Below are 18,833 nucleotides of genomic sequence, written 5' to 3'. Positions count from 1 at the left end.
CGCGGCCGGATGCGGGCGCGCGGGGGATCCGGGTCCGTTCGTGCCGAAGCGTTTAGCACGGCGGGGCGGCGCGCGAAAGCGCGGGATTTCGCTTGCCACCCGGCTGGCGGGAGTGTATAGAGCCCGTCTTCGATTTGAGCAAGGAGCATTTTATGAAGAGCGGCATCCATCCCAAGACTTTCAAGTCCAAGATCGTCTGCAACTGCGGCTACCAGTCCGAAGCGATCTCCACCAAGGGCGAGACGGTGAGCGTGGAAATCTGTTCCAACTGCCACCCCTTCTACACCGGCAAGCAGCGCTTCGTGGACACCGCCGGGCGCATCGACCGCTTCCGGAAGAAGTACGCCAAGTTCGAAGACAAGAAGGCCTAGCCCGCAAAGGCTTGGCGCGCCTCGCGGGGCCGCGTCCGCGCCGGGTGGCGGCCTGCCGCCGGGCGGCGGGGCGCACGGCCCCGGGCGAGGCCCGCGGCCGTCCGCAGGGCCGATCCATCCCCGGGCCGCCGGAATTGCCGACGGCCGGGCTCCTGGCGTCGTTCGCCACGGGCTCCATGCCCCGACGAATCTTTCACTTGGGCGGCGCGACCGCCGCGCCGCCAGGGCTGCCATGATCCGCCGCATCCTGAAGTCCGTGTCCCTCCTGGCATCCGGCCCCAACGACACCGTTGGCGGGCAGGCCGTCATGGAAGGGGTGATGATCCGTTCCAAGGACTGCCTGGCCATTGCCGTGCGCAAACCCTCGGGCGAGATTTTCGTGGAAACGCGCCCCTGGTTCAGCATGACGCCCGTGTGCCTGCGCAAGCCCTTCCTGCGCGGCTTCCCGGTGCTGCTGGAGACGCTGGTCAACGGCATCAAGGCGCTCAACTTCTCGGCCCAGCAGTCCCTGGACGAGGAGGAGGGCGAGATATCCCCCTGGGCCATGGCCCTGACCATGGCCGGGGCCATCGGCTTCGCCCTGCTGCTCTTCGTGGTGGCCCCGCACCTCTTCTCGCTGGGCATGAACTGGCTGGGCCTCTCGGGCGACGCCGAGGCGCTCTCGTTCCACATGTGGGACGGCCTGTTCAAGCTGCTCATGTTCGTGGGCTACATCCTGGCCATCTCCTTCATCCCGGAGATCCGCCGCGTGTTCCAGTACCACGGGGCCGAGCACAAGGTGATCTGGGCGCACGAGAACTCCGTGGAGCTTTCGCCCCAGGCCGTGCGCGACTTCTCGCGCCTGCACCCGCGCTGCGGCACCACGTTTCTGCTCTTCGTGCTGGCCGTGTCCATCGTGCTCTTCACGTTCCTGGTGCCGCTCTTGATCCAGCTCTGGTCGCCCCAGAACGCTGTGCTCAAGCAGGCCTGGATCATCGGGGTCAAGTTCGTGCTCATGATCCCCATCAGCGCCATCTCCTACGAGATCATTAAATTTTCCGGTAAATTCCACAAGAGCATCCTCTGCAAGGCCCTTTCCTGTCCCGGCATGGCCATGCAGATGCTCACCACCCACGAACCCGACGACGCCCAGATCGAGGTGGCCATCGCCGCCCTCAAGGGCGCGCTGGGCCAGCGGTAAACGGACGCCATCATGTTCGCCAAGCTCGAAAGCATCGAATCGAAGTACCTGACCCTGGAGAAGGACCTCTCCTCCCCCGACGCCCTCTCCGACCAGGAGCGCTACCGCAAGCTCACCAAGGCCCACGCCGACCTGGGCGATGTGGTGGCCGTGTACCGCCGCTTCAAGAAGCTCCGGGACGACCTGGAGGAGAACAAGCTCCTCCTGGAGGACGCCGACCCCGACATGCGCGACCTGGCCAAGGCCGAGGTGGCCGCCATCCAGGATGAAATGCCCAAGCTGGAGGACGAGCTCAAGCTCCTGCTGCTGCCCAAGGACCCCCTGGACGACAAGAACATCCTCCTGGAAATCCGCGCGGGCACCGGCGGCGAGGAGGCGGCCCTCTTCGCGGCCGACCTCTTCCGCATGTACGTGCGCTACGCCGAGCGCAAGCGCTGGAAGATGGAGGTGATGAGCGAATCGCCCTCCGACACCGGCGGCTACAAGGAAATCATCCTGAGCATCGCGGGCGAGAAGGTGTACAGCCGCCTCAAGTACGAGTCCGGCACGCACCGCGTGCAGCGCGTGCCCGCCACCGAGTCCCAGGGGCGCATCCACACCTCGGCCGCCACCGTGGCCGTGCTCCCCGAGGCCGACGAGGTGGACGTTCAGCTCGACCCCAACGACCTGCGCATCGACGTCTACCGCTCCAGCGGCCCGGGCGGACAGTCCGTGAACACCACCGACTCGGCTGTGCGCGTCACGCACATCCCCTCGGGGCTGGTGGTGATCTGCCAGGACGAGAAGAGCCAGCACAAGAACCGGGCCAAGGCCCTCAAGGTGCTGCGTTCGCGCCTGCTCCAGCAGGAGCAGGAGAAGCAGCGCATGGAGGTGGAAGCCACCCGCCGCCAGCAGGTGGGCTCGGGCGACCGCTCCGAGCGCATCCGCACCTACAATTTCCCCCAGGGCCGCATGAGCGACCACCGCATCAACCTGACGCTCTACAGCCTCGACCGGCTCATGGACGGCGACATCGACGAGATGATGGACGCCCTCATCAGCCACTACCAGACCGAAGCCCTCAAGGCCCAGGCCGACAACGCCTGATCGCCCTGAAGGCCCTACGAGGCGAAACGGCCCGGAACCGCGAGGTTCCGGGCCGTTTCGCGTTGGGGCTGCCTGTTTCCGCAACCCCTCATCACTCCTGAAGATGGACAAAACTTCATGTTGCGCACCATTGTATGCTAGCCGTATCAATCCGTAATCTTTTGATAAGTGTCATTATTGGACAGTATTCCAGCTGCGTTGACGGCTGTGTATCCATTGAGTATTCATGAACAAGCGAGATTGATTGCTGTTTTCTTTCTGACGTTTGTATTTTTCTTGAATTATCTAACACGATGCAGCGTTCAGATCGCCGTTGAAGGCGGAGCTGGCCATTCAGGTGCTGCATAACGTTCCGAACAACTTCATGGCATCCGGGATGCGTTCTTTCCAAGTCGTCGCAGGCCGGGAAGGCTCACGCATGGGGTCCGCCGCGATGCGCCGCCGGCGCGTCGGGTTCGCCCGGACCGGACCGCCGCCGACCGGAACACGAAGGCACGACACCATGTGGTACAAAGAAACGATCATCTACGAGTTGCACGTGCGCTCCTTCGCCGACGGCGACGGTGACGGCGTGGGCGACTTCAAGGGTCTCATCGGCAAGCTGGACTACCTGCAACGCCTGGGGGCGGGGGCCGTCTGGCTGCTCCCGTTCTACCCATCCCCCCTGCGCGACGACGGGTACGACATCGCCGACTACGACTCCATCAACCCCGTCTACGGAACCCTGCGCGACTTCCGCCGCTTTCTTCACGAGGCGCACGCCCGAGGCCTCAAGGTCATCACCGAACTGGTGCTCAACCATACCTCGGACCAGCACGCCTGGTTCCAGCGCGCAAGGCGCGCCGCGCCGGGTTCGCGCCAACGCGACTGGTACGTCTGGAGCGACACCACCGAGAAGTACCGGGGCGCGCGCATCATCTTCAACGACTTCGAGCACTCCAACTGGACCTGGGACCCCGTGGCCAAGGCTCATTACTGGCACCGCTTCTACTCCCACCAACCCGACCTCAACTACGACAACCCCGCCGTGCGCAAGGCCATGATCAAGGTGGTGGACCACTGGCTGGGGATGGGGGTGGACGGCCTTCGCTTGGACGCCGTGCCCTACCTGATCGAACGCAGCGGCACCAACTGCGAAAACCTCCCCGAAACCCACGAGTTCCTCAAGGAGCTGCGCTCTCATGTGGACGCCCGCCACCCCGGCTGCATGCTCCTGGCGGAGGCCAACCAGTGGCCAGAGGACGCCGTGAGCTACTTCGGCCGGGGCGACGAATGCCACATGGCCTTCCACTTTCCCGTGATGCCGCGCATCTTCATGTCCCTGTGGACCGAGGACCGCTACCCAGTGGTGGACATCCTGGAGCAGACGCCCCCCATCCCGGAGGTCTGCCAGTGGGCTCTCTTCCTGCGCAACCACGACGAGCTGACGCTGGAGATGGTCACCGACGAGGAGCGGGACTACATGGTCCGCGCCTACGCAAGCGACGCCCGCGCGCGTATCAACATGGGCATCCGCCGCAGGCTCGCCCCGCTGATGCAGAACAACCGGCGACGCATCGAGGTGATCAACTTCCTGCTGTTCTCCTTCCCCGGAACGCCCATCATCTACTACGGCGACGAGCTGGGCATGGGCGACAACTACCACCTGGGCGACCGCCACGGCGTGCGCACCCCCATGCAGTGGAGCCCGGACCGCAATGCGGGCTTCTCCACGGCAAACCCCCAAAGCATCTATCCGCCCGTGGTGGTGGATCCCGAATACCACTATCAGGTCGTCAACGTGGAGACGCAGGAGCGCAACCAGACCTCGCTCCTGTGGTGGATGCGCCGCCTGATAGCCATGTACAAGTCCCTGCCTTCGCTGGGCAAAGGCTCCCTTCGCTTCGTGCGCAGCGAGAACACGAAGGTTTTGAGCTTTCTGCGCGAGCACGAATCCCAACGTCTGCTGGTGCTGGTGAACCTCTCGCGCCACGCCCAGGTGGCCGAACTGGAACTGGGCGAACTGGCCGGGACCACGCCGGTGGAGGTGTTCGGCGGTTCGCGCTTCCCGCAGGTGGGCAAGGCCCCCTACGTGGTGACGCTCGGGCCGCACGACCATTTCTGGCTCGTGCTGGAGGACCAGCGGGCCCCGGCGTGCGCCCCGGAGGGCGTGGTGCTGCGGGGCCTGCAGGACGACGCCTCCGAGGTCCCGGGGTATGACATCATAGCCCGCGTGGTGTCCCGTTTCCCCCAACTCCTGACGCAGCCGGCCCTTCAGCAGGAAGGAGCGCCCCAGCGTCCGGCGCGTCTGTTGGACCATCTCGTGCTGGGGCACGGCGACGATGCCCCCGTGCTGGCCCTGGTGGACGCCGGAGCGGGGCAGGAGCCTGCGGCGTTCTGTCTGGCCATGCCCGGCTTCAAACACGGCGAATCCCTGCGCCACCTGGAGGAGACGCGGCCCGAGGCCGTCTTGGCCCGCCTGAAGGACGGCGCAAGGGTCACGGGGCTGATCGACGGCCTGGAGGACGCGCGCACCGCGCATCTTCTGGCCGCCCAGATGACCGGAGGATTCACCCGGCGTTCGCGGGAGAGCGAGTGGTCGGCCAAGGTTCTTCTGCCGCGGGCGCGTCGCGCCGAACTGGCCGTGGCGTCCGAGGCCTGCCGCCTGCTGCGCTCCACCAGGCATTCGGCCTGCTGGTCGCTGGGCAATGAGGGGCTGCTCAAGATCTACCGGCATCCGGAGGAGGGCGCCCATCACGAGCCGGAGCTGCTCAAAGCCTTGAAGCGTCAGGGCTTCGAGGGGGTGCCGGAACTCATCGCCGAGCTGGACTACCGCCGGCCGGGCAGTCAGGGCATGACGCTGGCCGTGATCGTGGAGTTTCTCCCGGGCGCGGAGAACGGCAGGGACTTCGCGGACCAGGCCTTGCGGCACATGGCCGAACTCGCCCTGGCCACCGACTGCCCCGTCGGAGACCCCGTCGCGCAGCCGCTGCTCGCCGCGCCCGCGCTCACCCAGGCCCAGCGCGGAGTGCTGGGCGAACACGTGCTGGATTTCTTCCGCCGCCTGGGCGAACGGGCGGCATCCCTGCACGCGGCCCTGGGGCGCGAGCCCGGGGCGGCCTTCGAGCCCGAGCCCTTCAACAAGCTCTATCAGCGCTCCATCTACCAGAGCATGCGCAACCTGGCGCACCGTGCCGACAGCGCGGTGCGGCGCGCGGCCCAGGAAGCCGGGCGCACGGCCAGGCGGCTGCCGCTGGCCCAGGTGCGCGACAGGCTGGCGGGCCTGCTTGCCATACCGCCCTCCGGGCTGCGCATCCGCATCCACGGCGACTTCCGGTTGGTGAACATTCTTCGCAGGGGGCCGGAGCTGTGCATCGTGGATTTCGACGGCGACGTGCGGCTGCCACTGGGCGAGCGCGCCATCAAACGCTCGCCGCTGCGCGACGTGGCCAACATGCTGGTCTCCATCGAGAGGGCCGTGTCCCGCGCAAGCCGTTCCGATCCCGGCCAACACCCGGCGGACCAGACCCGGCTGGCGGCCTGGCGCGCGTTATGGCGTCGCGCCGCCGGGCACGCCTTCCTGAAGAGCTACCTGGAGCACGCGGAACCCTCCGGACAGTTGCCCGGCGCTCGGGAAGAAACGCTGGGACTTCTAAGAATATTCCTGCTGGAGCAGCTCCTGGGGCGCGTGATGCGCGAAGCCTGGGAGCGGCCCGACGAGGCTGACATGTACATGGATATGGTCGATTCTTATCTGAAGGTGTTCCCATGAGCGTTCAACTGCCCGGTCTGCGGCACCTGTTGGAAGCGCCGGAGATGGTGGAGGCCCTTTCCGGCCGCAGAACCTGGATCCTGGCCCTGGACTACGACGGCACTCTCGCCCCCTTCCGGCCCGCGCGAGATCACGCCCAACCTTACGCGGGCGTACGCGACGTGCTGGAGCGCCTCCCCCCCGCCGGTCCCAGCCGCATGGTGCTCGTAAGCGGCCGGGAGGCCGGGGAATTGGCGAGGCTGCTGGGCATTCACCCCACCCCGGAGATCTGGGGCTGCCACGGGGCGCAACGCGCGCTTCCCGGCATGGAGCCCAGGCTCGAACTCCTGGACGCCGCCCAGACACTTGCCCTGGAGCGCGCCGAGGCTCTGATCGGAGATCCCGCCCTGGCGGAGCGCAAGCCCTGCGGCCTGGCCGTACACTGGCGCGGCCTGTCCCCGGTTGAGCGTGATGCCCTTGAGGCGCGCCTGAAGTCCCCGCTACGCGGTCTGGCCGACGAGGCCGGGTTCCAGCTTCACGCCTTCGACGGAGGATTGGAGCTCAGGCTGCCCGGAGTGGACAAGGGCACGGCCGTGAAGGCGCTGCTCCAGGAGAATCCCGGGGCCCTGGTCCTGTACCTCGGAGACGACAAGACCGACGAGGACGCCTTCCGCGCGCTGGAGGGGCGCGGCATCGGGGTGCTGGTGAACGAACGGCCGCGTCCGTCGCGGGCCGCCTACCGCATCGGCGCGCCCCAGGAACTGCTTATCCTGCTGGGGCGCTTCGCGGCCTCCCTCGGGATGCAAAGGAGGATGCTCGGTGGAACAGTCAACACATGACGCCAGGCGGCTCATCGTCGTGTCCAATCGCCTTCCCGTGCGGGTGACGCACGAGGAGGGGAAGCTCCGCATCCGGCAGGGCGCGGGAGGGCTGGTGACCGCCCTAGCCCCGGTGCTGCGCGACAGAGGCGGCCTGTGGGTGGGCTGGCCCGGCGCCACGGGGCCGGGGCTCAACGCCGTGTGCCGCCAGTTCTCCAAGGACGCCGGGTATCTGCTGCGCCCGGTGGAACTGGACGACGCAGACGTCGCCGGTTTCTACCAGGGCTTTTCCAACGAGATCGTGTGGCCCCTGTTCCACGAGTTCATGCTGCCGTGCAACTTTCTGCCCACCTATTGGGAGGCCTACCGCCGGGCAAACGCCAAATTCTCGGCGGCCGTGGCCGCGGCCGGTCGCCCGGACGACTTCATCTGGGTGCACGACTACCACCTCATGCTCATGGCCAAGCAGCTCAAGGAGATGGGCAAGAGCTTCCGCGTGGGCTTTTTTCTGCACATCCCCTTCCCCCCGGCGGACATTTTCCTGCGCCTGCCCTGGAGGCGGCAGGTGGTGGACGCCCTCCTGGAGTTCGACCTGGTGGGCTTCCAGACCCTCAAGGACCGCGTGAATTTCGCGGAGTCCGTCCGCCGCCTCTACCCTGGCAGCAGACGAAAGGGCAGGGGGCAGGTCGTCTCCGTGTCCTCCAGGGGGCGTCAGACAAGGATCGGCGGGTTCCCCATCAGCATCGATTTCCAGAGCTTCGTCCGCGACGCCGCGCGCCAGGAGGCGGTCGCCGCAGCAAGGAAGCTTCGCGAGGCATTCGGCAACCGCTTCGTGCTCTTCGGCGCGGACCGGCTGGACTATTCCAAGGGCATCCCCGAGCGGCTCAACGCCTTCGCTCATCTGTTGGAATCCTCGCCGGAGCTGCACGGGAAGGTCTGCCTGATCCAGGTGACCGTTCCCAGCCGCGAGGAGGTGCCCATGTACCGCGACATGCTCGCGCAGGTCGAACGCCTGGTCAGCGGCATCAACGGCCGCTTCGCCACGCCGGGTTGGACTCCGGTGAACTACATCTACCGCAACCTGCCCCGCGAGGAGCTCATCACCTACTACATGGCCGCCGACATGTGCCTCGTCACCAGCCTGGGCGACGGCATGAACCTGGTGGCCAAGGAATACGTGGCCTGCAACGCCGCGCTCACCGGCACGCTCTGCCTGAGCGAATTCGCCGGCGCGGCCATGGAGTTCCACCGCCACGCTGCGATGATCAATCCCTTCGACGTGGAAGGGGTGGCCCGGGCCATCCGCGAGGCCATGGACACCCCGGCGGCCGTCAGGCGCAGGCACATGCGCGCCTTGCGCGACATCCTGCGGCGCTTCGACGTGTTCCAATGGGTCGATTCCTTCCTCATGGCCGCTTTCTCCAAGCGCCTGGGCGACTTCCCCACCAAGGACGGCGACTTCTACCTCACCGTGCAGGATCGCATGGGTCCGCCCTGGGATGAACCCTGGAGCCTGGACGAAACGCCCACCCCCTGATCGCCCGCCCCCGCCCCTTGAAGAGACCCCCGCCGCGCCGCATGTCGGCGCGGTGGTGAAGCCCCCGCACGCGGCGCGGAGGTGCAACATTTTTTGCTTGAATCCCCTGGGAAAGGGCGTAGCGTCGCAAACGCATTTCGCAAGCTTTTCAATTTGTAACTGCTCAGATTTGCAGTGTTTTTTATCTGGCAAAAGGGGAGAGGGCTTTGGAAGAGGCATCTTTCGCGGGGCGCGAGGCCACAGGCTGGCCCGTGCCCAAGCTGTTCCGGGTGTTGCGCAGGGGTCTGGGCCTCAGGGATCTTACCAAGGACGTGCTGGCCGGGCTCACCGTGGGCGTGGTGGCCCTGCCCCTGGCCATGGCCTTCGCCATCGCCTCCCACGTGCCCCCCGAGCGGGGCATTTTCACGGCCATCGTCGCGGGCTTTCTGATCTCCTTCCTGGGCGGATCGCGCTTCGCCGTGGGCGGGCCGACGGGCGCGTTCGTGGTGATCATCGCGGGCGTGGTGGACCGGCACGGCTACGACGGCCTGGTGCTGACCACCCTCCTGGCCGGGGCCATGCTCCTGCTCATGGGCGCGGCCCGCCTGGGCAAGCTCATCAAGTTCATCCCCTATCCCGTGACCACCGGCTTCACCAGCGGCATCGCGGTGCTCATCTTCTTCAGCCAGCTCACCGAGTTCTTCGGCATGAAGCTCGCGCACGTGCCCTCGGAGTTCCTGCCCAAGGTGGCCCTGCTGGCCTCCTCCCTGGACAAGGTGGACCCCGCCACCTCGGCCATCGGGCTGGTCTCCCTGGGGGCCATCCTGCTGGCCCGGCGCTTCTTCCCCATCATCCCGGCCCCGGTGTTCGGCGTGGCCGTGGGCGCGGTGACCGCCGCCGCCTTCTTCCTGCCCGTGGAGACCATCGGCACCCGCTTCGGGGGCATCCCCTCCGCGCTGCCCGCCTTCACGCCGCCCACGCTGGACTGGTCCTCCGTGAAGGGGCTCATGCCCGACGCCATGACCATCGCCCTGCTGGCGGGCATCGAGTCGCTGCTGTGCTGCGTGGTGGCCGACGGAATGACCGGCGACCGCCACGACTCCTCGGCCGAGCTCATGGCCCAGGGCACGGCCAACATCGCCTCCGTGCTCTTCGGGGGCATTCCGGCCACCGGGGCCATCGCCCGCACGGTGACCAGCATCAAGAGCGGCGCGGTCTCGCCCGTGGCGGGCTGCGTGCACGCCTTGACACTGGTGCTCTTCGTGCTCTTCGCCGCGCCCCTGGCCTCGGCCATCCCCCTGGCGAGCCTGGCCGCCGTGCTCCTGGTGGTGGCCTTCGACATGAGCGAATACCGCCGCTTCGCAAGGCTCCTCAAGGCCCCGCGCTCCGACGTGTCGGTGTTGCTGGCCACGTTCTCGCTCACCGTGCTGGTGGACCTCACCGTGGCCGTGTACGTGGGCGTGCTGCTGGCCTCTCTGCTCTTCATGCGCCGCATGAGCGAACTTACCGAGATCAGCACCTGGAAGCTCCCCGGCAACGACAAGGAGGAGGACGAGGCCCCCATGAGCCTCGCCGGGCGCTCCGACGGACCGGGAGACTACGAATCCTGCCCGCTGCCCAGCGGCAACGTGGCCGGGGACGACTCCATCCAGGTCTACGAGATCGACGGGCCTTTCTTCTTCGGCATCGCGGACCGCTTCCAGGACATCCTGGACGTGGTGAAGGGCAAGCCCCGGGTGTTCATCCTGGACGTGACCCACACGCCCACCATCGACTCCACGGGCGTCAACGCCCTGGAGGGGTTCATCCGCAAATGCCGCCACCGCAAGATCGAACTCTTCCTGGTGGGCGCGCGCCCCCACTTCCTGACCACCATGCACCGCTTCGGCACCGACGACCTCATCGGGCCGGACCACCTCTACAACAGCGTCATCGAGGCCATCCAGGCCGCCGAAAAGGTGCCCTACAGGATCTGACGCACGTGTGTCCGGCCTCCCCGCGCGGGGGAGGCCGGACACCACGGATGGCGGCGCGCAGGGATTCGCCCCGGAATCAGCGTCCGCGCGAACCCGTTCGCCGCCGTTTCGGCATGAATCCTTTCCCGATGATCACCGCGCGTGTTGTCTTCGCGCCCGCTACACGCTACAGGTATGGAAACGTGGAAGGTCTCCGGATGATCCAGTCTCGGGCCGCGAAAGTCGCCTTGATGTATCTGATCCTGAGCGTGCTCTGGATCGTGTTCTCCGACGCGGTCGTCAGTTCGCTCTTTTCCGGCTCGCCCGATGGCCTGCACTGGGCGCAGACGCTCAAGGGGTGGTTCTTCGTCTCCCTCTCGGCGGCGCTGATCCTCGTGGTGATCCGGCGCGGAGACGAACGCGTGAAGGCCCACCTGGCCGAGATCGAGGACAGCCGGGAACGCTTCCGCACCATCTTCGATTCCGTGAGCGACGTGCTCTTCATCCTCGACGTTTCCGACGGTGCCATCCTCGACGTGAACCGCCGCGCACTGGACACCTACGGCTACGCCCGCGACGAGATGCTTTCCCGAAGCGTGGAACAGCTCAGCTCCGGCGAAGCCCCCTACACGCAGGCCGGGGCCCAGGCGCTCCTGCGCCGCGCCGCCGCCGGTGAGACCGTGGTGACCCCCTGGAGGGCCAGGACCAGGGACGGCCTGCTCTTCTGGCTGGAGGTTTCCATCCGCCGGGCCATCCTGGACGGACGCGACGTGGCCATCGTCTCCGGGCGCGACATCACCCAGCGCCGACACGACGAGGAGGCCCTGCGTGAAAGCGAGGCCCGCTACCGCTCCGTGCTCGACAACATCTCCGACGTCTACTACCGCACCGACAAAGGCGGATCGCTCGTGATGTTCAGCCCCTCCGGGGCCAGTCTCCTGGGCTACGCCTCGGTGGAAGAGATGCTCGGCCGCAGCGCCTCGAGCTTCTACGCCCACCCCCATGAACGCGACAACTTTCTTGCCACCCTGGCGCGAACAGGCGAGGTGCGCGACTACGAGGTCACCCTGGTGCGCAAGGACGGCTCCCCCGTGGTTGTCTCCACCAGCAGCGCCTTCTACCGCGACGATGAGGGCGAGGTGCTGGGCGTGGAGGGCATCTTCCGCGACATCACCACCCGCAAACAGGCCGAGGAGGCCCTGCGCGAATCGGAACAGCGCGCCTCCGAGATCTTCAACTTCGCCCCCGACGCCACGTTCGTCATCGACCGGCAGGGGCGGGTGATCGCCTGGAACAGGGCCATGGAAGAGATGAGCGGGGTCAAGGCCGCCGACATGCTCGGCAAGGGCGACCACGAATACTCCCTGCCCATCTACGGCAAGCGCCGCCCCATGCTCATCGATCTGGTGTTTCTCCCCGACGAGCAGGTGAGGCGCGAATACGACTTCGTGCGCAGCGTGGGCGACCGCGTGGTGGCCGAAACCACCGCCCCCGTGCGCGGCGTGCCCACGGCCCTCTGGGGCGTGGCCGCGCCTCTCTACGACAGCCGGGGCGAGGTGGTCGGGGCCATCGAGTCCATCCGCGACGTCACGGACTACAAGGCCATCGAGCGCACGTTGCGCGAGACGCGCAACCTCTTCAACAACATCCTGGAGTCCATGCCCTCGGCCATCATCGGCCTGGACGCCAGGGGCATGGTGACCCACTGGAACAAGGGCGCCGGGGAACTCTGCGGGCAGGAGGCCCCCAAGGCCCTGGGCAGCCCGCTCTCCCGGGTCTGCGACTGGCTGGACCGGGAGGCCCGCCCCGCCCTGGAGAGCGCCCAGGGAGAGCGCAGGCTCCTGGTGGAGACCGTGCGCCCGGAAGACGGCGGCCAGCCGCGCTTTTACGACGTGATGGTCTACCCCCTGCTCACCGACGGCGAACAGGGCGCGGTGCTGCGCGTGGACGACGTGACCCACAAGCTGCGCCTGGAAGAGATGATGGTCCAGACCGAGAAGATGATGAGCGTGGGCGGCCTTGCGGCGGGCATGGCCCACGAGATCAACAACCCCCTGGGCGGCATCCTTCAGGGCGTGCAGAACATCCGGCGCAGGCTCTCCCCGGAGCTGGCCGCCAACAAGGCCGCGGCCCGGGAGGCGGGCGTGGATCTCGCCGCCATGCAGGACTATTTCCGCCTGCGGGGCGTGCTGGAGTTCCTGGATTCCATCCGGCAATCCGGCGAGCGTGCCGCGCGCATCGTGGGAAACATGCTGGGGTTCTCGCGGCGCTCCCAGTCGCCCGGCGTCCCGTCCAGCCTGGAGGAACTGCTGGAGAACAGCCTGGAGCTGGCCGCCACGGACTACGATCTGAAAAAGAAGTACGACTTCAAAAGGATCGAGATCGTGCGCGAATACGAACCGGACATGCCAAAGGTGCCGTGCTCGCCCATGGAGATCGAACAGGTGATCCTGAACCTTCTGCGCAACGCGGCCCAGGCCATGGGATCGCATCCGGCTCAGGGCGCTCCGCCGCGCCTGATGCTGCGACTGCGCCGCGAGGCCGACATGGCCGTGTTGGAAGTGGAGGACAACGGACCCGGCATGAGCGAAGAGGTCCGGCGCAAGGCCTTCGAGCCCTTCTTCAGCACCAAACCGCCCGGGGAGGGCACCGGGCTCGGGCTTTCGGTCTCCTTCTTCATCGTTTCGGCCCATCGCGGCAGCATCTTCGTGCTCTCCCAGCCCGGTCAGGGCTGCCGCTTCGTGATCCGCCTTCCCCTGGAGGCGGCCCCCTCCGCCTCCCACTCCGCCGACTGAGCGCGCGCCGTTGCGCCCGGCGGGGGGCCGCGCCGCTTCCGGCTTCGCGTACCGCCAGCGAATGTCTCGCCCCGCGCCCTGTCGGGCCTGCGAGCGGCAGCAGCCGCCCGAAGGCTCCCGCCAAGGGCCGCCGAGCCTCTTCGGGCGGCGTCCGAGCGTCTTCGGACATCCACGCGCGGCGTCCTGTCCCATGGACGGGAAAGCGGTGGCATCGATCGATTGTTGTAAAGCAATAGATAGTGCCTATTGAAAACGCGTTTCTGGCGGTGCGCATACTCAACCGAAGCGGTTCCATATTGGGAAAAAACGCACACAATACTGTTTTTTCTGGACAAATATCGCCGGTTCAGACATACGCTGGTTACGGCTTGGTAAGGTTTCGCACAATTTCGGCTGGCAGGTGAACAATGGTCTTCAGCTGGCTCAACGTGGCGGTCTTTCTCTGTCTCGCGGCGGGCGTCGCCTTCGCGGCGGGGCCTTTGGGCGCGTCGTGGCTCCTGGCCCCGCGCACCCGGGGCGGGGCCTTCGCCGAACCCTACGAGTGCGGCATGATCCCGCGCGGTCAGGCCTGGACGCGGTTCGGCATCAACTACGCCCTCTACGCCCTCATCTTCCTCTCCTTCGACGTGGACGTGCTCTACCTCTTCCCGGTGGCGGCGCGCTATCCCCAGAGCCCGGGCTGGGAGCCCTTCGTGGCCGTGCTGGCCTTCGTGGCCGTGCTGGGGCTCGCCATGGCCTACTTCCAGAAAAAAGGGGTGTTCTCATGGCCCAGGCGCATCCGATAACGCCGCGCTCCGACGAGGTTCTGCCTCCCAGGCTGGACTTCAAGCTGCCGGGGCAGGTCTTCGACCTCTGCCGGGCCATGTCCCTGTGGCCCATGACCTTCGGCCTGGCCTGCTGCGCCATCGAAATGATGGCCGTGACCATGCCCCGCTTCGACCTCTCCCGCTTCGGCGCGGAGGTGTTTCGCCCCTCGCCCCGCCAGAGCGACCTGATGATCGTGGCGGGCACGGTCACCCGCAAGATGGCCCCGGCGCTCGTCACCCTCTACGAGCAGATGCCCGCCCCCAAGTTCGTGCTGGCCATGGGCAACTGCGCCATCTCCGGCGGCCCCTTCAAGTACCCGGGGCAGTACGGCGTGGTGGAGGGCGTGGACAATCTCATTCCCGTGGACGTCTACGTGCCCGGCTGCCCGCCCCGGCCCGAGGCCCTCATGGAGGGCATCTTCCGGCTGCAGGCCAAGCTGACCGGCAAACGCTTCTGGCCCGTTCCGGCCCTGGTGGAGGAGTGATCCATGCCTGAACTCACCGCACGCCTCGGCCTGTCCCTGCCGCCGGGCCAGAGCGGACGCGAGGCCGCCCTGGTCATCGAGCCCGGCGACCTGCGCCGCGTGGCCGAACGCCTGCTCTGCCAGGACTGGTTCCTGGAGGACGTCTGCGGCCTCGACGTGGCCGAGGGCATGGCCGTGCTCTACCACTTCGCCCACTGGACCCGCCCGGGACGCGTGGTGCTGCGCGTGCTGCTGCCCCACGACGCGCCCGTCTGCCCCTCCATCGAGGGCATCTACCCCGGGGCCTCCTGGCACGAGCGCGAAACCGCCGACTTCTTCGGCATACGCTTCGAGGGCGCGGCCAACGACACGCCCCTGCTCCTGGCCGAGCGCCTGGACCCGCCGCCCCTGGTGAAGGCCCCGGTGGCGCGCATGTCCATCAACCAGCTCTGGCCCCACGGCGAATGGATCGGCTCCGCCAGGGGCCACGCCCTGGCCGAGGAGCTCATGGCCGTGTGCGGCCCCGAAGAGGAAGAACAGGCCGCACGCCCAGACGGCCACGAGGAGGGCCGGTCATGACCCGCATCCCCGCCGCCGATCCCTGCCAGGGCCTGGAGGGCGACTTCTACGCCCGCCACTTCGCCCTGGAGGCGCGCGACGACACCCTCATCCTGAACATGGGCCCCCAGCACCCCTCCACCCACGGCGTGCTGCGCGTGCTCCTGGAGATGGACGGCGAGTACATCGTGCGCTCCGAGCCGGTGCTGGGCTACATCCACCGCATGCACGAGGCCATGGCCCAGAACCGCGCCTACGTGCAGTTCTTCCCCAACATGGGCCGCGTGGACTACCTCCACGCCCTGGCCTGGAACTGGGCCTGGGCAGGGGCCGTGGAGCGCCTGGCAGGGATCGAGGTGCCAGCGCGCGCCGAGTTCATCCGGGTGATCGTCACGGAATTGAACCGCATCAACTCCCACCTGCTCTGGTGGGGGGCCTACCTCCTGGACCTGGGGGCCGTGACGCCCATCATGTACGCCTTCGAGGACCGCGAGATCGTCATGGACATGCTCCAGGAGATCACGGGGTCGCGTCTCACCTACGCCGCCTTCCGTTTCGGCGGGTTCTGCGCCGACGTGACGCCCGGCTTCGTCCGCGACGCCTACGCCTTCCTGGACCGCATGCCCGAGCGCCTGGAGATGTACCGCCAGCTGGTGAGCGGCAACGTGATCCTGCGCGGACGCCTGGAGGATGTGGGCGTCATCGACAGGATGATGGCCCGGCGCTACGGGGCCACCGGCCCCGTGCTGCGCGGCTCCGGCGTGGCCTACGACGTGCGCCGCGCCGAGCCCTACGGGGCCTACCCCCTCTTCGACTTCCCCGTGCCCACGCGCGAGGAGGGCGACTCCATGGCCCGCTACCTGGTGCGCATGGACGAGATCGAGGCTTCCCTGGCCATCATCCGCCAGGCCCTGGACGGCCTGCCCGAAGGCCACCACCTGCACCCCGACGCCCCGCGCGGCAAGTGGAAGCCCCCCGCGGGCGAGAGCTACTTCGCCGTGGAGGGCGCGCGCGGCAAGATCGGCGTCTATCTGGCCAGCGACGGCTCCGAGATCCCCTACCGCGTGAAGCTGCGCTCCCCCAGCTTCTCCAACCTGAGCCTCTTCCCCGAACTGGCCAGGGGGACGCTCCTCTCCGACGCCGTGGCCATCCTGGGCAGCCTGGACCTCGTCATCCCGGAGATCGACCGATGAGCGACTTCTTCGCACCCGAATTCGTCCGGCTGGTGCTGGCCCTGGTGGCCATCATGGGCTTCGTGGCCGCCAACGGCATGGCCCTGCTCTACGTGGAGCGCAAGGTGGCGGGCCACGTGCAGCGCCGCCCCGGCCCCTTCGAGGTCGGCCCCCACGGCCTGCTCCAGGCCCTGGCCGACGCGGGCAAGCTGGTGGGCAAACAACTGGCCACCCCCAGGGGGGCCGACGCGCTGCTCTTCTGGACGGCCCCCCTCATGGCCTTCATGCCCGTGCCGCTCATGTTCATCGCTATGCCCTTCAGCGAAAACCTCTGGGGCCTGGGCACGGACCTGGGGCTGGTGCTCATCCTCTCCTTCGCGGGCTTCAACGTGCTGGCCCTTTGCCTGGCCGGGTGGGCCTCCAACAACAAGTGGTCGCTCCTGGGCGCGGCGCGCGCGGTGGCCCAGGCCGTGGCCTACGAGATCCCGCTGCTCCTCTCCGTGCTGGCCGTGGCCATGCTCACCGGCAGCCTGGACCTGCGCGAGGTGGCCGCCCACCAGGGCGCCTGGCCCTGGCAGTGGAACGTTTTCGTGCAGCCCCTGGCCTTCTTCATCTACTTCGTCTGCGCCGTGGCCGAGACCAACCGCGCCCCCTTCGACCTGGCGGAGGCCGAGTCCGAACTCACGGCGGGCGTGCACACCGAATACTCCGGCATGGGCAACGGCATCATCTTCCTGGCCGAATACGCCAACATGCTCGTGGTGAGCTGCGTGGCCACGGTGCTCTTCCTGGGCGGCGCGGCCGGGCCGTGGGCCCCGGGGCCGTGGTGGTTCCTGGCCAAGATGTACGCCCTGGTGACGCTCATCATCTTCATGCGCTGGACGTATCCCCGCGTGCGCTTCGACCAGCTTCTCAACCTCAACTGGCGTTGGCTCATGCCCCTGGCCCTGGTGAACCTGGTGCTCACGGCCTTTTGCGTCAAACTGTGGGGGGGCGCGTAAGATGGGACTGGTAGCCGCGTTCTCGGAGGCCCTTTCGGGCCTGAAGAGCATGGTGGTGGGCCTCAAGGTCACGGGGACCAACTTCCTGCGGCCCCAGGAGACCGTCCACTATCCCCGTCAGGAGGTGCCGCGCGATGCGCTGGCCACCTTCCGGGGGCACATCGAACTGGTGGGGACCGACGACGATCCGGCCCTGGCCCGCTGCGTGGGCTGCGGCCTGTGCATGGAGCTGTGCCCCTCGCGCTGCATCCGCGTGGAGGCCGAGGACCCGCCTCCGGCCGAGGCCCCGCCCTCCGTGGCGCACACCATGAGCGACCTGCTCATGCCCACGCCCAAGTTCCGGGCCGCGCCGCCCAGCCAGGCCCCGGTGGCGCGCAAGCTCCTGGGCTACCACCTCACCTACCACACGTGCAGCCTCTGCGGCCTGTGCGTGCAGAACTGCCCGGCGGGGTCCATCCGCTTCTCCTCCAACGTCTACTTCGCCGGGGAAGCCCGGGAAACCTTCGAGCTGGACCTCATGGCCAGGCTGCGCAGGCAGTCGGGCAGAGAAGGGGGCAAGCCGTGAAAGAGTTCGTCGTCAACGCGTCGTTCGCCCTCTACGCGCTCATCACGCTGGGGGGCGCGGTGTGGGCCGTCACGGCCGAGAGCCTGGTGCGGGCGCTGCTGGGCCTGACCATCTCGCTCATGGGGGTGGCGGCGCTCTACGTGCTCATCGCCGCGCCGTTCGTGGCGCTCATGCAGATCCTCATCTACGTGGGAGCCGTGGTGGTGCTCATCTTCTTCGCCATCATGCTCACGCGCGCCCAGGCCGAGGCCGAGGAGGCCCGCCCGGGCGACCGGGGCAGGCTCCTGCGCTCCGGGGCCGTTGGGCTGGCGGTGGCGGGGCTTCTGGCGGCGGCCTGCCTCAAGCACGGCCCGGCCCTGGTGGGCACGGCGGCGGAGGTTTCCCCCGCGCAACTGGGCGAGACCTTCCTGGGGCAGTACCTGCTGGGCTTCGAGGTGATCTCGGTGGTGCTCTTCGCGGCCATGGCCGGGGCGGTGCTCCTGGCCTTCGAAAGGAGGAAAGGGGCGTGAACGCGCTTTCGCTCTATCAACTGGTGGCCTTCGGGCTCCTGGGCGTGGGAATCTTCGGGCTCCTGGCGCGCCGCAGCCTGGTGGGCATGCTCATCAGCGTGGAGCTGATGCTCAACGGCGCGGGACTGGCGGTGGTGGCGGCCGGCCAGCTCACGCCCATGCCCGACGCCCTGGCCCAGTCCACCACGCTCTTCGTGATGGGTCTCGCGGCCGCCGAATCAACCCTGGTGCTGGCCATCGTCTACGTGGTCCGGGGCCGTTTCGGGAGCGCGTCGGCCGACGCAGTCTCCGAGCTCAAGGGGTAGCC

The 18,833-nt window shown here is 67.6% G+C and carries 16 protein-coding genes; all 16 read left to right on the top strand.

Annotated features, from left to right (window positions below; translation table 11 throughout):
* The first annotated feature begins 152 nt into the window (after window positions 1-152).
* The 16 genes from rpmE to nuoK all read left to right on the top strand — a co-directional run bounded on the left by rpmE (window position 153) and on the right by nuoK (window position 18,831).
* A complete protein-coding gene (gene rpmE / locus NNJEOMEG_RS02005) occupies window positions 153-371 on the top strand; it encodes a 50S ribosomal protein L31 (RefSeq protein WP_173080767.1) in 219 nt (72 codons plus the stop codon).
* 232 nt (window positions 372-603) lie between these two features.
* The gene (locus NNJEOMEG_RS02000) at window positions 604-1,551 is read left to right on the top strand and encodes a DUF1385 domain-containing protein (RefSeq protein ID WP_235956795.1); all 948 of its coding nucleotides are present in this window, start codon (window positions 604-606) and stop codon (window positions 1,549-1,551) included.
* 12 nt (window positions 1,552-1,563) lie between these two features.
* Entirely contained in the window at window positions 1,564-2,637 is a 1,074-nt protein-coding gene (gene prfA / locus NNJEOMEG_RS01995) for a peptide chain release factor 1 (RefSeq protein WP_173080766.1), read from the top strand.
* Between the two features lie 502 nt (window positions 2,638-3,139).
* Entirely contained in the window at window positions 3,140-6,388 is a 3,249-nt protein-coding gene (gene treS / locus NNJEOMEG_RS01990; RefSeq protein WP_235956794.1) for a maltose alpha-D-glucosyltransferase, read from the top strand.
* A complete protein-coding gene (gene otsB / locus NNJEOMEG_RS01985) occupies window positions 6,385-7,206 on the top strand; it encodes a trehalose-phosphatase (protein ID WP_173080764.1) in 822 nt (273 codons plus the stop codon). Before treS ends, otsB begins: the two co-directional genes overlap by 4 nt.
* Window positions 7,207-7,225: 19 nt before the next feature.
* Window positions 7,226-8,722: an alpha,alpha-trehalose-phosphate synthase (UDP-forming) gene (locus NNJEOMEG_RS01980; RefSeq protein ID WP_235956793.1), complete on the top strand. Its 1,497-nt coding sequence runs from the start codon at window positions 7,226-7,228 to the stop codon at window positions 8,720-8,722.
* A 206-nt stretch (window positions 8,723-8,928) separates the two neighbouring features.
* Window positions 8,929-10,677, top strand: coding sequence for a SulP family inorganic anion transporter (locus NNJEOMEG_RS01975; RefSeq protein ID WP_235956792.1), 1,749 nt, complete (start codon window positions 8,929-8,931; stop codon window positions 10,675-10,677).
* 230 nt (window positions 10,678-10,907) lie between these two features.
* A complete protein-coding gene (locus tag NNJEOMEG_RS01970) occupies window positions 10,908-13,451 on the top strand; it encodes a PAS domain S-box protein (protein WP_235956813.1) in 2,544 nt (847 codons plus the stop codon).
* 407 nt (window positions 13,452-13,858) lie between these two features.
* Window positions 13,859-14,236 (top strand): NADH-quinone oxidoreductase subunit A, encoded by a 378-nt coding sequence (locus tag NNJEOMEG_RS01965; RefSeq protein WP_173080761.1) that lies wholly within the window; start codon window positions 13,859-13,861, stop codon window positions 14,234-14,236.
* Window positions 14,215-14,742, top strand: coding sequence for an NADH-quinone oxidoreductase subunit B (locus NNJEOMEG_RS01960; RefSeq protein ID WP_173080760.1), 528 nt, complete (start codon window positions 14,215-14,217; stop codon window positions 14,740-14,742). Before NNJEOMEG_RS01965 ends, NNJEOMEG_RS01960 begins: the two co-directional genes overlap by 22 nt.
* Window positions 14,743-14,745: 3 nt before the next feature.
* On the top strand, window positions 14,746-15,300 hold the full coding sequence (locus tag NNJEOMEG_RS01955) for an NADH-quinone oxidoreductase subunit C (RefSeq protein WP_173080758.1): 555 nt from the start codon (window positions 14,746-14,748) through the stop codon (window positions 15,298-15,300).
* Window positions 15,297-16,472 carry an NADH-quinone oxidoreductase subunit D gene (locus tag NNJEOMEG_RS01950; RefSeq protein ID WP_173080756.1) on the top strand — a complete coding sequence of 392 codons (1,176 nt, stop codon included), beginning with the start codon at window positions 15,297-15,299 and terminating at the stop codon, window positions 16,470-16,472. Before NNJEOMEG_RS01955 ends, NNJEOMEG_RS01950 begins: the two co-directional genes overlap by 4 nt.
* Window positions 16,469-17,452: an NADH-quinone oxidoreductase subunit NuoH gene (gene nuoH / locus NNJEOMEG_RS01945; RefSeq protein ID WP_173080754.1), complete on the top strand. Its 984-nt coding sequence runs from the start codon at window positions 16,469-16,471 to the stop codon at window positions 17,450-17,452. The genes NNJEOMEG_RS01950 and nuoH overlap by 4 nt, the downstream gene beginning before the upstream one ends.
* 1 nt (window position 17,453) lies before the next feature.
* The gene (locus NNJEOMEG_RS01940; RefSeq protein WP_173080752.1) at window positions 17,454-18,017 is read left to right on the top strand and encodes a 4Fe-4S binding protein; all 564 of its coding nucleotides are present in this window, start codon (window positions 17,454-17,456) and stop codon (window positions 18,015-18,017) included.
* Window positions 18,014-18,526, top strand: coding sequence for an NADH-quinone oxidoreductase subunit J family protein (locus NNJEOMEG_RS01935; RefSeq protein ID WP_173080750.1), 513 nt, complete (start codon window positions 18,014-18,016; stop codon window positions 18,524-18,526). The genes NNJEOMEG_RS01940 and NNJEOMEG_RS01935 overlap by 4 nt, the downstream gene beginning before the upstream one ends.
* On the top strand, window positions 18,523-18,831 hold the full coding sequence (gene nuoK / locus NNJEOMEG_RS01930; protein ID WP_173080748.1) for an NADH-quinone oxidoreductase subunit NuoK: 309 nt from the start codon (window positions 18,523-18,525) through the stop codon (window positions 18,829-18,831). Before NNJEOMEG_RS01935 ends, nuoK begins: the two co-directional genes overlap by 4 nt.
* Window positions 18,832-18,833 lie beyond the last annotated feature (2 nt).

The sequence above is a fragment of the Fundidesulfovibrio magnetotacticus genome (assembly GCF_013019105.1).
Lineage (GTDB): Bacteria > Desulfobacterota > Desulfovibrionia > Desulfovibrionales > Desulfovibrionaceae > Fundidesulfovibrio > Fundidesulfovibrio magnetotacticus.
The sequence above is the reverse complement of the archived record's forward strand: the minus strand, read 5'-3'. Positions and strand labels throughout refer to the sequence as shown.